This is a genomic window from Kitasatospora sp. NPDC024654, from assembly GCF_055559155.1.
In genome coordinates, this window is sequence record NZ_JBVHLF010000012.1 from 43,341 (window position 1) to 57,024 (window position 13,684).

9 protein-coding genes are annotated in these 13,684 nt (G+C 73.9%); 7 read left to right on the plus strand and 2 right to left on the minus strand.

All coding sequences use genetic code 11. The features are described from left to right. Window positions 1–55: 55 nt before the first annotated feature. From leuS to holA, 6 genes are all read left to right on the plus strand, one after another. Window positions 56–2,938: a leucine--tRNA ligase gene (gene leuS / locus ACZ38L_RS10090; RefSeq protein WP_465691118.1), complete on the plus strand. Its 2,883-nt coding sequence runs from the start codon at window positions 56–58 to the stop codon at window positions 2,936–2,938. Window positions 2,939–3,140: 202 nt separating this feature from the next. Next, the gene (locus ACZ38L_RS10095; RefSeq protein WP_465691120.1) at window positions 3,141–3,920 is read left to right on the plus strand and encodes a hypothetical protein; all 780 of its coding nucleotides are present in this window, start codon (window positions 3,141–3,143) and stop codon (window positions 3,918–3,920) included. Between the two features lie 80 nt (window positions 3,921–4,000). Beyond that, on the plus strand, window positions 4,001–4,846 hold the full coding sequence (locus ACZ38L_RS10100) for a DegV family protein (protein ID WP_465691122.1): 846 nt from the start codon (window positions 4,001–4,003) through the stop codon (window positions 4,844–4,846). A 103-nt stretch (window positions 4,847–4,949) separates the two neighbouring features. Beyond that, entirely contained in the window at window positions 4,950–6,071 is a 1,122-nt protein-coding gene (locus ACZ38L_RS10105; protein WP_465691124.1) for a ComEA family DNA-binding protein, read from the plus strand. Window positions 6,072–6,125: 54 nt separating this feature from the next. Further along, window positions 6,126–9,488 carry a ComEC/Rec2 family competence protein gene (locus ACZ38L_RS10110; protein WP_465691126.1) on the plus strand — a complete coding sequence of 1,121 codons (3,363 nt, stop codon included), beginning with the start codon at window positions 6,126–6,128 and terminating at the stop codon, window positions 9,486–9,488. After that, window positions 9,463–10,458: a DNA polymerase III subunit delta gene (gene holA / locus ACZ38L_RS10115; protein ID WP_465691128.1), complete on the plus strand. Its 996-nt coding sequence runs from the start codon at window positions 9,463–9,465 to the stop codon at window positions 10,456–10,458. Before ACZ38L_RS10110 ends, holA begins: the two co-directional genes overlap by 26 nt. A 300-nt stretch (window positions 10,459–10,758) precedes the next feature. On the opposite strand, the gene rpsT is transcribed toward holA, so the two are convergent. Further along, window positions 10,759–11,022 carry a 30S ribosomal protein S20 gene (gene rpsT, locus ACZ38L_RS10120; RefSeq protein ID WP_465691130.1) on the minus strand — a complete coding sequence of 88 codons (264 nt, stop codon included), beginning with the start codon at window positions 11,020–11,022 and terminating at the stop codon, window positions 10,759–10,761. 211 nt (window positions 11,023–11,233) lie between these two features. After that, window positions 11,234–11,539 (minus strand): antibiotic biosynthesis monooxygenase family protein, encoded by a 306-nt coding sequence (locus ACZ38L_RS10125; protein WP_465691132.1) that lies wholly within the window; start codon window positions 11,537–11,539, stop codon window positions 11,234–11,236. Window positions 11,540–11,787: 248 nt separating this feature from the next. On the opposite strand from ACZ38L_RS10125, the gene lepA reads away from it, so the two are divergent. After that, window positions 11,788–13,656 (plus strand): translation elongation factor 4, encoded by a 1,869-nt coding sequence (lepA, locus tag ACZ38L_RS10130; RefSeq protein WP_465691134.1) that lies wholly within the window; start codon window positions 11,788–11,790, stop codon window positions 13,654–13,656. The last annotated feature ends 28 nt before the right edge of the window (window positions 13,657–13,684 follow it).

Genomic DNA, 13,684 nt, shown 5'->3' on the forward strand with positions numbered 1-13,684 from the left:
CGGCGCGGCCCGCCGGCTGACGATTCGCAATCTGACAGATGGAGCCTGAAGGACCATGAGCGAGACGACCCCTGCCGCCGGAGCCACCGAGCCCGCCACCGAGCCGTTCCGATACTCCGCCGCCCTGGCAGCCGACATCGAGTCACGCTGGCAGGACGTCTGGGAGAAGGAAGGGACGTTCAACGCGCCCAACCCGGCCGGACCGCTGGCCGATCCCGCCGCCGGCGACTTCGCCACGAAGCCGCACAGCTTCATCATGGACATGTTTCCGTACCCGTCCGGGGCCGGTCTGCACGTCGGGCACCCGCTGGGCTACATCGCCACCGACGTCTACGCCCGCTACCAGCGGATGACCGGGCACAACGTCCTGCACACCCTGGGCTACGACGCCTTCGGCCTGCCCGCCGAGCAGCACGCGGTCGCCACCGGCGTGCACCCGCGGGTCTCCACCGAGGCCGCCATCGCCAACATGCGCTCCCAGCTGCGCCGGCTGGGCCTGGGCCACGACGCGCGCCGGTCGATCTCCACCATCGACCCGGAGTACTACCGCTGGACCCAGTGGATCTTCCTGCAGATCTTCAACTCCTGGTACGACACCGAGGCCGGCCGGGCCCGCCCGGTCGCCGAGCTGATCGCCCAGTTCGAGAGCGGCGCCCGGCCCACCCCGGACGGCCGCGCCTGGGCGGAGCTGTCCGGAGTCGAGCGGGACGAGCTGCTGGGCGAGTACCGGCTGGCGTACGCCAAGGAGGTGCCGGTCAACTGGTGCCCCGGCCTGGGCACCGTGCTGGCCAACGAGGAGGTGACCGCGGACGGCCGCTCGGAGCGCGGCAACTTCCCGGTCTTCAAGTCCAAGCTGCGCCAGTGGATGATGCGGATCACCGCCTACGGCGACCGGCTGATCGCCGACCTGGACCAGCTGGACTGGCCCGAGGCGATCAAGCTGCAGCAGCGCAACTGGATCGGCCGCTCGGAGGGCGCCCGGGTGGACTTCCCGGTCGCCGGTGACCGGGCGATCACCGTCTTCACCACCCGCCCCGACACCCTGTTCGGCGCCACCTACATGGTGCTGGCCCCCGAGCACGAGCTGGTCGACGCGATCGTCCCGGCCGCCTGGCCGGCCGAGACCCACAACGACTGGAAGGGCGAGGCGCACACCCCGGCCGAGGCGGTCGCCGCCTACCGGACCGCCGCCGCCGCGAAGTCGGACGTCGAGCGGCAGATGGACGCCAAGGTCAAGACCGGCGTCTTCACCGGTGCCTACGCGACCAACCCGGTCACCGGCAAGCCGGTCCCGGTCTTCATCGCGGACTACGTGCTGATGGGCTACGGCACCGGCGCGATCATGGCGGTGCCGGCCCACGACCACCGCGACTTCGCCTTCGCCCGGGCCTTCTCGCTGCCGATGCGCTGCGTGGTGCAGCCGACCGACGGGCGCGGCGATGACCCGCTGAGCTGGGACGACGCCTTCGACACCTACGACTCGACGATCGTCGGCTCGGCCAACGGCGAGATCTCACTGGACGGCCTGTCGGTGACCGGGGCCAAGGCCCGGATCACCGCCTGGCTGACCGAGCGCGGTATCGGCGAGGGCACCGTCAACTTCCGGCTGCGCGACTGGCTGTTCAGCCGCCAGCGGTACTGGGGCGAGCCGTTCCCGATCGTCTACGACGAGGACGGCGTGATGCACGCGCTGCCCGAGTCGATGCTGCCGGTCGAGGTCCCCGAGGTGGAGGACTACTCTCCGCACACCTACGACCCGGACGACGCGGCCAGCTCGCCGAAGACCCCGCTGTCCCGCAACGAGGACTGGGTCAACGTCGAGCTGGACCTGGGCGACGGCGTCAAGCGCTACCGCCGCGAGACCAACACCATGCCCAACTGGGCCGGTTCCTGCTGGTACGAGCTGCGCTACGTCGACCCGGTCAACCCGGAGCGAGTGGTCGACCCGGCCAACGAGCGGTACTGGCTGGGCCCGACCGAGCAGAAGCCGGCCGGTGGCGTCGACCTGTACGTCGGCGGTGCCGAGCACGCGGTGCTGCACCTGCTGTACGCGCGGTTCTGGCACAAGGTGCTGCACGACCTGGGCCACGTCTCCTCGGTCGAGCCGTTCCACAAGCTGTTCAACCAGGGCATGATCACCGCCGACGTCTACCGCGACGACCGCGGCTTCCCGGTGCCGGCCGCCGAGATCGAGGAGCGCGACGGCGGGTACTTCTGGCAGGGCCAGGCCGTCAGGCGCGAGGCCGGCAAGATGGGCAAGTCGCTGAAGAACGCGGTCGCCCCGGACCAGATCTGCGACGAGTACGGTGCCGACACGCTGCGGCTGTACGAGATGGCGATGGGCCCGCTGGACGTCTCGCGGCCGTGGGACACCCGCGCGGTGGTCGGCTCGTACCGCTTCCTGCAGCGGCTGTGGCGCAACGTCGTCTCGGAGAGCACCGGCGAGCTGGTGGTCACCGACGAGCCGGCCGACGAGCCGACGCTGCGCGCGCTGCACAAGGCGATCGACGGCATCCGCGGCGACATGGCCGGACTGCGCTTCAACACGGCGGTCGCCAAGGCCATCGAGCTGAACAACTTCCTGGTCAAGCGCGGCAGCACGCCGCGCGAGGTGGCCGAGCAACTGGTGCTGCTGGTCGCGCCGCTGGCGCCGCACATCGCCGAGGAGCTGTGGCGGCGGCTGGGGCACCAGGAGTCGCTGGCCTTCGCCGACTTCCCGGTGGCCGACCCGGCGTACGTGGTCGACGAGTCGGTGACCTGCGTGGTCCAGATCAAGGGCAAGGTCAAGGCGCGGCTGGAGGTGCCGCCGACCATCTCGGACGCCGAGCTGGAGGCGCTGGCGCTGGCCGACCCGGCGGTGGTCGCCGCGATCGGGGAGGCGCCGGTGCGCAAGGTGATCGCGCGGGCGCCGAAGCTGGTCAACATCGTGACCGGCTGACGTAGCGCCAACCCGCTCGCGGGCCGGCCGCTCCCCCGAGGAGCGGCCGGCCCGCGTTCCGCTGTTCCGGGCGGATCAGGGACATCCCTGATCCGCCCCTGATCCAGCCCCGGGGAACCCCGGGCATCCCGCTCCGGCGGACCGGCCGGCGGATACCGTGGTACTGCACACCGGACCGGCCCACGCGGAAGGCGGCACCATCATGGAAGCGATCGGCGTACTGGTCGGGCTGGCCGCCCTGATCGGGATCAGCATCGTGGTGCTGCTGGTGGTCGCGGCGGTGAAGGCGACCAAGGCCGTCGCCGCCAAGGTCGAGCAGACCGAGGCCACCGCCCGCCGGGCCGTCGAGAACGTCACGCTGAAGGCCAGGACCTTCACCAAGCCGGGCCCGCAGGGGGAGCTCGCGGCCGTCCGGCTGGACCTGCGCACCTCGCTCGTCAGGACCCGCGAGGTGCTGGAGGGCGGTGTTGGCGCGGACGGCCAGCTCACCGAGGCGCTGCAGTTGCTGACCCGGCTGGACGCGCACGCGGCCGAGCTGGACGGCGAGCTGCGGATGCTGGAGCGGGAGCCGGAGCCGAGCCGGGTGGCGGCCAGGCTGCCCGAGCTGCGCGAGCGGGCGGAGCGGATCACGCGGTCGGCGGAGTCGATGCGGTGGGCGGCGCAGGACCGGATGCACCGGTTCGCGGAGGACGAGCTGAGCCGGCTGAGCGCGGAGTGCGAGAGCGAGGCGGGGGCGCTGCGGCACTGGGACACCGGGGGGCCGGCGGGTGCGTCCGCGGGGCGCGCCGCCGCGGGGGCCGCTGCCGGCGCCGGGGCGGGTGGCACGTCGTTCGGCGGGCCGTCGTCCGGTGCGGAGGCCCGCGCCGGCATCGCCGCCGCCGTGGACCGGGCGAGCGCGGAGGACGTGCTCGGTCTGGGCGAGCCGCTCGCCCGCCTCGCCCAGCGGCTGCGCAAGCCCGCACCGGGGTCGTCGACCGGCTGACCGCCCCGGCCTCGGGCCCTGCCCGTTCGCCCTCCGGCCTGCGCTGTCGTCCCGGACCTTCGGGGAGTAACCTCCGGCTCATGCCCGCCGACCTCGCTCTCGTCACTGACTCCACGGCCTATCTGCCTCAGGAAGCCGTCGACCGGCACGGGATCGCGGTGGTGCCGCTGAGCGTCGTGGTGGGCGACGAGGTGCTGACCGAAGGCGTGGAGATCTCGCCCAAGGACGTCGCCGAGGCGCTGCGCGCCAGGCGCCGGGTGACCACCTCGCGGCCCAACCCCGAGACCTTCGCCGCCGCCTACCGCGCCGCCGCCGAGGCGGGCGCCGAGGGCGTCGTCTCCGTGCACCTCTCCGCCGAACTCTCCGGGACCTGCGAGGCGGCCCGGATGGCGGCGGCCGAGTCGGAGATCCCGGTGCGGGTGGTGGACAGCCGGATGGTCGGGATGGCGCTCGGCTACGCGGTGCTGGCCGCCGCCGAGGCCCGGGCGACCGGGCAGGGGCTGGACCAGGTGGCCGCCGCGGCCGAGCGGCGGGCCGGCCGCTCGCACGGCTTCTTCTACGTCGACACGCTCGAACACCTGCGGCGCGGCGGCCGGATCGGGACGGCCCGCGCGCTGCTCGGCTCGGCGCTCGCGGTGAAGCCGCTGCTGCACCTGTCGGGCGGGCGGATCGAGCCCTTGGAGAAGGTCCGGACCGCCTCCCGGGCGATCGCTCGGCTGGAGGAGCTGGTGGTGGAGCAGGCGGGCGAGGGGGAGGTCGATGTGACGGTCCACCATCTCGCCGCCGAGGACCGGGCGGAGCCGCTTGCCGAGCGCTTGCGCGAGCGGGTGCCGGGGTTGCGCGAGCTGTACGTGGGTGAGGTGGGCGCGGTGATCGGCGCGCACGTGGGGCCGGGGCTGCTCGCGGTGGTCCTCGCGCCGCGCTGAGCCGGGTCGGACCGACGTCAAGGGTTGTCCACAACCCCCGGTTTATCCACAGGAATTCAACGAGTTCGGCGTCGCCGTCGCCGCCCGGCCTACCGTCGTGGCCATGCGAAGCGTCAGCACCACTCTCAGCAGCACACTCCACCCCGTCCGAGCCCGGCGCGAGGAGGCCGCCGAGGTCGCCCGGCAGCGGATGGCCCGGCTCGTCGGCTCGCCCGGTGAAGCCCCCGCCGCGGCGCCGGGTCCGCCCACGCTGCCGGACGACTGGCCGCACGGTTACGGTCCGGGCCGCCGGCGCCACCCGCCCGCGCCCGCACTTCCGGAGCCGGACGGCGTCCACCTCGCCGAGCCACCGCCCGTGCCGGGCTCCGCCGACCCCGGCAGGGCACCGGGGCCGCCCGCGCCGCCCGACCACCCCGATCCGCCCACCTCGCCCGTCCCACCCACCGCGGCCACGGTCCCGTCCACTGCGCCCACGGAACCCGCACCCGTCGCGGTCCGGAGCACCCGCCCCCGGTCCCGGCTGCCCCCGTCACTTCAGCCGCTGCTCTGGGCGGACCGCCGGGCCCTGCTCGGCCTCACCGTGCTGCTCCTGCTCGCGGTGGCGTACGCGGTCCAGCACTTCTGGCTCGGCCGGCCGCAGGCGGTCGCCGTCCCGGTGGCCTCCGCCACGACCGTCGGCGCGGCCCGGCAGCTCAGCGGCCGTCCCGACGCTCCGGCGCTCCCGAGCGGTGCGGCGGACCAACCGTCCGAGTCGCTCCCCGGCACCGCCGCGCACCCCACCGCCGACGGCTCGGCAGGCCGGCCCGCCGGCGAGGTCGTGGTCGACGTCGCCGGGAAGGTCGCCCACCCGGGTGTGCTGTCCCTCTCGGCGGGATCGCGGGTCGCCGACGCGGTCCGGGCCGCCGGCGGCCCGTTGCCCGGGGTCGACACGGACGGGCTCAACCTGGCCCGGATGCTCACCGACGGCGAGCAGGTCCTGGTCGGCGCGCCGACCCCACCACCGGGCGGTGCCACCACGGGGGTCGGCCCGCGGGCGCCGGTGAGCCTGAACCACGCGACCGCGGCCCAACTCGACGCGCTTCCCGGCGTCGGCCCGGTCCTCGCCCAGCACATCGTCGACTACCGGGACTCCCACGGCGGCTTCCGCACGATCGACCAGCTCCGCCAGGTCAGCGGCATCGGCGAACGCAAGTTCGCCGACCTGAAACCGCTGCTCACCCTCTGATCCCGCCCACCCGCTACGACCTCGACCACCCGCCACCGGAGAGGCCGGAAGGACATGACGCCCACCCCCGCCGTCCCGCCCGCGCCCGCTCCCGACCCCCTGCCGCCGACCACCGGCGCTCTCGCCCCCACCCCGCACCCCCGGGGCGAGGCCGACCTCCGGCTGCTGCTGCCGACCGTCACCGCCTGGTGCCTCGCGGCCCTGTTGCCCGACGTCGACGCCCGGTACGCACCCCCGCTCCTCGGGGTCGCCGGGCTGGCCGCCCTGCTCGCCGCGGTCCTGCTGTTCGGCTGCCTTCGACGTCACCGATCGGCCTGGCGCCCGGGCCGGGTGCTGGCCGCCGCCGTGCTGCTGACCGCCGCGGCGGCCACCGCCTGCACGGTGCTGCACACCGCCGACCTGCACCGCGGCCCGCTTCCCGCGCTGGCCCGCACCGCGGGCGCCGGTGCCCCGAACCGCGGTTCGCCGGCCCGCCCTCGGGCGATCGCCGACCTCACCATCACCGGTGATCCACGCACTCGCACCACCCACGCCCGTGGCACCGCCCCCGGACAGACCCTGCTCACCGTGGCCGCCACCGCCGACGAGGTGGCCGTTCTCCCCTCGCCGACCCGCCCGGGCGACCCCGCGGCGACCCCCGCCGCCACCCGCATCCGTACCCGGACGCCCGTCACCGTCCTGGTCCGCGCCGCGGACGTGCCCGCGTGGCAGGACCTGTTGCCGTCCACCCGGCTCGCGGTCGAGGCCCAGGTGCTCCCCGCGCGGGAGGGGAGCGCGGACACCGGCGCCGTGCTGCTCGCCGAGGGGTCGCCTCGGCTGCTCGCCCGCCCCGGCACGGCCCAGCGGATCGCCGGGCGCCTGCGCGCCGGTCTGCGGCGCGCCTGCCAGGGCCTGTCGCCGGACGTGCGGGCACTACTGCCCGGCCTGGTGATCGGAGACACCTCGGCGATGCCGGAGGAGCTGGACGAGGCCTTCCGCAGTACCGACCTGGTCCACCTCACCGCCGTCAGCGGCGCCAACCTGTCGATCGTCCTCGCCGTCCTGCTCGGCACACCGGGCCGGGTGGGTACCGCCGAGCGCGGCGGCCTGGCAGCGCTGCTGGGGGTCCCACTCCGCGTCTCGGCCCTGCTCGGGACGGTGCTGACGCTGGCGTTCGTGACGCTCTGCCGGCCCGATCCGAGCGTGCTCCGGGCGGCCGCGACCGGGCTGGTCGGGCTGCTGGCGCTGGCCACCGGCCGTCCCCGGCAGGCCGTTCCGGCGCTGGCCGGGGCCGTGCTGGTGCTGCTGCTGGCCGATCCCTTCCTCGCTCGCTCGTACGGCTTCCTGCTCTCCTCGCTCGCCACCCTGGGCCTGCTGACACTGGGTCGGCGATGGACGGCCGCGCTCAGCGCGCGAGGGTGGCCGCACCATCTGGCGGGTGCGGTGGCGGCGGCGGCCTCGGCGCAGGCGCTGTGCGCCCCGGCGGCGGTGCTGCTGGCGCCCCGGGTGAGTCTGGTGGGCGTCCCGTGCAACATGCTCGCCGAGCTGGCGGTGACTCCCGCCACCCTGCTGGGGTTCGGCACCCTGGTGGTGGCGCCGGTCTGGCCGGCCGCGGCGCGGGTCCTGGCGGAGCTGGCGGCCCTGCCGACCGAGTGGCTCGCCGGTGTCGCCCGGTTCGGTGCCGCGCTGCCCGGCGCCGAACTCGCCTGGACTCCGGGCTGGCCCGGCGCGGTGACGCTGGCCGTGGCGATCGCGGCGGCCTGCTGGGCCGCGCCGCTGCTGCTACCGGCACCGGCCGGGGCGGCGGTGGAGCCGGGGCCCGTCGGGTGCCCCGGATCCGGGGGCCCTGCGGCCGCCTCCCGGGGTACCCCTACGGAGGCGGGCGACCACCACCCGGTTTCGCTCCTCCGGCCCGCCCGGCGCCGCCCGTGGTGGCGCGGGCTGCTCGTGGTGGCCGTGCTGACCATCGCCCTGATCGTGCTCCTGCTGCGGCCACCGGCCCTGGTCCGGATCGCCACCGGCTGGCCGCCGGCCGGCTGGCGGCTCGTCATGTGCTCGGTCGGGCAGGGCGATCTGGTGGTCCTGCCGGTCTCGGACGGCGTGGCGGAGGTCCCGGACACCGCGGTGGTGGTGGACGCCGGGCCCGATCCGGCGGCGGCCGACGCCTGTCTGCGCGGCCTCGGCATCACCCGGGTGGCGCTGGTCGTGCTGACCCACTTCCACGCGGATCACAGTGAGGGTCTGCCAGGTGTGCTGCGGAACCGCGCGGTGGGTGCCGTCGAGACCACCACGCTCGGCACGCCACCCGGTGAGCAGGCCAGGGTGCTGGGTTGGGCGGCCGCGGCGCACGTCCCGGTGGTGCGGGCCGTGCCGGGGGAGCACCGGACGGCCGGGCCGGGGCTGTCCTGGGACGTCCTGTGGCCGGCCGGACCGCTCGGGCCGGCGACCCCGGGGGCGAACAACGCGAGCATCGCGCTGCTGGTCCGTTCGGCCGGGCTGCGGCTGGCGCTGCTCGGTGATCTGGAGCCGCCGGCCCAGGCGGAACTGCTCAGCCACGCTCGCCCGGGACCGGTGGACGTGCTCAAGGTGGCGCACCACGGCTCGGCCAACCAGGACTGGGCGCTGGCCGAGGCGCTGCACCCCCGGCTGGCACTGATCTCCGCGGGCCTCGGCAACCCCTACGGGCACCCGGCCGCCCGCACGGTCGACCGGCTCCGCGCGCTCGGCGCCACGGTGCTGCGCACCGACCGCTCGGGTGACCTCGCGGTGCTCGGCGACACCCCGGCCGCGCTGCACGTCCTCGTCCATCCGCACGAGGCCACCGGTGAGGCCGAGGAGAACGCCGTCCTCGACCGCCCGAACCCGTCGAGCCCACCGGACCCCGAACCGGCCACCACGCCAGGGCACCCCCTCGGGAGGACCGCCGCCTCCGCCGCTTGGGCCCCCGCCGGCTCACCCGTCGTCGTGGTCCGCCGGGCGGTGTCCCTCAGCCGTCCTCGCGCCAGCCGTCGTGCTCCGCCAGCAGGGCGTCGATCTCGGCCAGCACTCGCAGGTCCCAGCCGTCCTCGGGGGCCTCCAGGACGACCAGCCACTGGGCGTCCTCGGCGTCGTCCTCACCGGCCAGGGCGTCCCGGACCAACTCGGGCTGGCCGAGCCGGGGGTGGGTCTCCGCGATCTCCTGGGCGATCTCCTCGGCCGCGTCGCGGTCGGCGAGGACGAGCAACTGGCGGCCGGTGCTCACGGGCCGGTTCTCGATGTCGTGGTCGGTCACCTCCCCATTGTGGCCGGTCGCGCGGGTGGACCTGGACGACCGCCGGCACGGCCACCGCCCCGCTCAGGGCCACCGCCCTGCCCACCGTCGCCGTCACCGGTGCGCCGGAGCTGTCCGTACCCCGTGGGATGCTGGTACGCGATGGCCAGGAAGAGTGCACCCGATGACCTGCTCGCCCCGCTGACTCTCGCGGTCGGCCAGGAGGAGCTGCTGCTCGACCGCGCGGTCGCCCAGGTGGTGGCCGCGGCGAAGGCGGCCGACCCCGACACGGACGTGCGCGACCTCGCGCCCGGTGGTCTCCAGCCCGGCGGCCTGGCCGAGCTGACCACGCCGTCGCTCTTCGCCGAGCGCAAGGTGATCGTCGTCCGGGCGGCCCAGGACCTCAGCGCGGACTCGGTCAAGGAGGTCAAGGCCTACCTCGACTCCCCGGCCGAGGAAGTGATCATGATCTTGGTGCACGCCGGGGGCGCCAAGGGCAAGGGCCTGCTCGACGCGGCCCGCAAGGCCGGCGCGCGCGAGGTCGCCTGCGCCAAGCTGACCAAGGCGAGCGAGCGGATCGCGTTCGTCCGCGGGGAGTTCAAGACGCTGGGCCGGTCCGCCAGCCCGGAGGCCTGTCAGGCGCTGCTGGACGCCCTGGGCGGTGACCTGCGCGAGCTGGCCGCCGCGTGCAGCCAGCTGGTGTCGGACGTCGAGGGCACGATCGACGAGCGGGTGGTCGCGCGCTACTACAGCGGCCGGGCCGAGGCGACCGGCTTCGAGGTGGCCGACCTCGCGGTGACCGGCCGCGCGGCCGACGCCCTGGAGCGGCTGCGCTGGGCGCTCGCGGTCGGCCAGCCGCCGACCGGCATCACCTACGCGCTGGCCTCCGGCGTGCGCAGCATCGGCCGGCTCGCCACCGCGGGCCGCTCGATGCGCCCGGCCGACCTGGCCCGCGAGCTGGGCATGCCGCCCTGGAAGGTGGACCGGGTGCGTCAGCAGATGCGTGGCTGGACGCCGGACGCCGTGGCGACCGCGCTGACCGCGATCGCCCAGGCCGACGCGGCCGTCAAGGGCGGCTCCGACGACCCGGCGTACGCGCTGGAGCGCGCCGTGGTCGCGGTCGCCCGTGCCGCCCGCGCGGGCGCCCGCCAGTACTGACCAGCGGCGGCCCCGTGCGGGCCGGGGCTGCCCCGGCGGTGTCCCCGCGGAGCGCGGTACCCCCCGAACGCCGACAGGCGCCGCAGCCGTCCCGGGGAAGGGGACGAGCCACGGCGCCTGGCGTTCGAGCTGTTGCACCGCACCCGCGTGGCGAACGCAGGCCGCGTGCGGTACGTGGTCGTGCACCTCGGGGGCTCCGGGTAGAGGGCCGGTCCTTCCCGAGGGGTGGTTCAGGGTGCTGCCTCCGAGTGCCTCCTCGCGCGGCGAGGGGGTCGCTCAGTGGTCGAGCGGAGGAAGACCTCAGGCGGCCTTGGCAACCTGCTTGGTGATCGCCGACTTCTTGTTGGCGGCCTGGTTCTTGTGGATGATGCCCTTGCTCACGGCCTTGTCGAGGGCCTTGGAGGCCTCGCGGGCCAGTACGGTGGCCTTCTCGGTCTCACCGGCGGCAGCGGCCTCACGGGCCTTGCGCAGAGCGGTCTTCAGCGAGGACTTGACGGCCTTGTTGCGCAGGCGCGCCTTCTCGTTGGTCTTGTTGCGCTTGATCTGGGACTTGATGTTCGCCACGAAGGAGCCTCAGTCTTTGTCTGTGCGGTTCACGGGTACCTCCCGTCGGAGGCCGGGGGAGGGGGCGCACGCGGCGCTCCGGACCAGCTGAGAGGGCATGCCGAAGCGAGGTGCAGCGCCCTACGCTACCAGGGCTCCCGTCCGCCACCCAAACCGCCCGCCGCGCCCGCGCGCAACGCCCGCCCGTGCGGCCACGTGCTCGCCAGCGCGGTCACGCGCTCGCCAGCGGCTCGCCGTAGTGCTCGACCTCCGGGAACGGCGCGTAGAAGTGGTGCAGCAGCTCCCGCCACCGCCGGTACTCGGGCGAGCGGCGGAACCCCTCGGTGTGGTCGGCCACCGTCCCCCACTCCACCTGCAGCAGGAAGCGACCGCCGCGCCCCTCGTCCAGGCAGCGCCGCAGCCGCAGCGAGCGGAACCCGCGCTGCCCCGCGATCAGCGGTTTGGCCTCGGCGAAGGCCGCGAGGAACTCCTCCTCGCGGCCGGGCAGGACATCGAGCAGCGCGCTCTCCAGGATCATGCCCGCATCCTAGGAGCGAGCGCGACCGCCCCCGCGGGGACCGCCCGGGAGGACCGCACGAGGGGGCCGGACAACGGCACCGCACAAGCTGGACGGCGCGGCGCGGCGCGCTCGTGGGAAGATGGTCACAGCCATATCGATCGGACGAGACCGTCCGGTCCCCGGGAAGCGGCTCCCACCGTTCCTGCTCTCGCAGCGGAAGAGGGGGCGAGCACCCGGCCCCCGGACCAACGGAGAATCGGACCAAGGTGCCCGCGACCCCTACGAACGTGCCAGAGCCCAGCCGTACCGACCCGGCGCTGATCCGCAACTTCTGCATCATCGCCCACATCGACCACGGCAAGTCGACGCTCGCCGACCGGATGCTGCAGATCACCGGCGTCGTCGATCCCCGGCAGATGCGTGCCCAGTACCTCGACCGGATGGACATCGAGCGCGAGCGCGGCATCACCATCAAGTCGCAGGCGGTCCGCCTCCCGTGGGCCCCGAAGACCGGTGAGCACGCGGGGACGACCCACATCCTCAACATGATCGACACGCCCGGCCACGTGGACTTCACCTACGAGGTCTCCCGCTCCCTCGCCGCGTGCGAGGGCACCGTCCTGGTGGTGGACGCGGCCCAGGGCATCGAGGCGCAGACCCTCGCCAACCTCTACCTGGCGCTGGAGAACGACCTCACGATCATCCCGGTGCTGAACAAGATCGACCTGCCGGCCGCCCAGCCGGAGAAGTACGCGGCCGAGATCGCCCACATCATCGGCTGCGACCCGGACGACGTGCTCAAGGTCAGCGCCAAGACCGGCCTCGGCGTCGAGGACCTGCTCGACCACGTGGTCGCCAAGATTCCCGCCCCGGTCGGCGTCAAGGACGCCCCGGCCCGCGCGATGATCTTCGACTCGGTCTACGACTCCTACCGCGGCGTGGTCACCTACGTCCGGGTGGTCGACGGCCAGCTCACCAAGCGCGAGCGGATCGCGATGATGTCCACCGGCGCCACCCACGAGCTGCTGGAGATCGGCGTCATCTCGCCGGAGCCCAAGGTCGCCCAGGGTCTCGGCGTCGGCGAGGTGGGCTACATCATCACCGGTGTGAAGGACGTCCGGCAGTCCCGCGTCGGTGACACCATCACCTCGATGAACAAGGGCGCCACCGAGCCGCTGGGCGGCTACAAGGACCCGCGTCCGATGGTGTTCTCCGGCCTCTACCCGCTGGACGGCTCCGACTACCCGCTGCTCCGCGACGCGCTGGACAAGCTGCGCCTCAACGACGCCGCGCTGGTCTACGAGCCGGAGACCTCGGTCGCGCTCGGCTTCGGCTACCGCTGCGGCTTCCTCGGCCTGCTCCACCTGGAGATCATCCGGGAGCGCCTGGAGCGCGAGTTCAACCTCGACCTGATCTCCACCGCCCCGAACGTGATCTACCGGGTGGTCATGGAGGACGGCAGCGAGCACACCGTCACCAATCCGAGCGAGTTCCCCACCGGCAAGATCGCCGAGGTCTTCGAGCCGGTGGTGCGCGGCACCATCCTCGCGCCCAACGAGTTCGTCGGCGCGATCATGGAGCTCTGCCAGTCCCGCCGCGGCAGCCTGCAGGGCATGGACTACCTCTCCGAGGACCGGGTCGAGCTGCGCTACACCCTGCCGCTTGCCGAGATCGTCTTCGACTTCTTCGACCAGCTGAAGTCCAAGACCCGCGGCTACGCCTCGCTGGACTACGAGCCCATCGGCGAGCAGAGCGCCAACCTGGTCAAGGTGGACATCCTGCTGCACGGCGACGCGGTGGACGCCTTCTCCGCGATCGTGCACAAGGACAAGGCCTACAACTACGGCGTGATGATGGCCGGCAAGCTGCAGAAGCTGATCCCGCGTCAGCAGTTCGAGGTGCCGATCCAGGCCGCCATCGGCTCGCGGGTGATCGCCCGTGAGACGGTCCGCGCGATCCGCAAGGACGTCCTCGCCAAGTGCTACGGCGGTGACATCTCCCGGAAGCGCAAGCTGCTGGAGAAGCAGAAGGAGGGCAAGAAGCGAATGAAGATGGTCGGCCGGGTGGAGGTCCCGCAGGAGGCCTTCATCGCCGCGCTGTCGACGGACGCGGAAGCTCCGAAGGACAAGAAGTAGTACCCACCGGAACGGGCCGAGGGCCCCG

What these genes read in the sequence shown, in the direction of transcription:
- holA (WP_465691128.1), top strand. Translation starts at nt 9,463, where the DNA reads ATGGCCAGGAAGAGTGCACCCGATGACCTGCTCGCCCCGCTGACTCTC.
- ACZ38L_RS10110 (WP_465691126.1), top strand. Translation starts at nt 6,126, where the DNA reads ATGACGCCCACCCCCGCCGTCCCGCCCGCGCCCGCTCCCGACCCCCTG.
- ACZ38L_RS10100 (WP_465691122.1), top strand. Translation starts at nt 4,001, where the DNA reads ATGCCCGCCGACCTCGCTCTCGTCACTGACTCCACGGCCTATCTGCCT.
- ACZ38L_RS10105 (WP_465691124.1), top strand. Translation starts at nt 4,950, where the DNA reads ATGCGAAGCGTCAGCACCACTCTCAGCAGCACACTCCACCCCGTCCGA.
- ACZ38L_RS10125 (WP_465691132.1), bottom strand. Translation starts at nt 11,539, where the DNA reads ATGATCCTGGAGAGCGCGCTGCTCGATGTCCTGCCCGGCCGCGAGGAG.
- ACZ38L_RS10095 (WP_465691120.1), top strand. Translation starts at nt 3,141, where the DNA reads ATGGAAGCGATCGGCGTACTGGTCGGGCTGGCCGCCCTGATCGGGATC.
- leuS (WP_465691118.1), top strand. Translation starts at nt 56, where the DNA reads ATGAGCGAGACGACCCCTGCCGCCGGAGCCACCGAGCCCGCCACCGAG.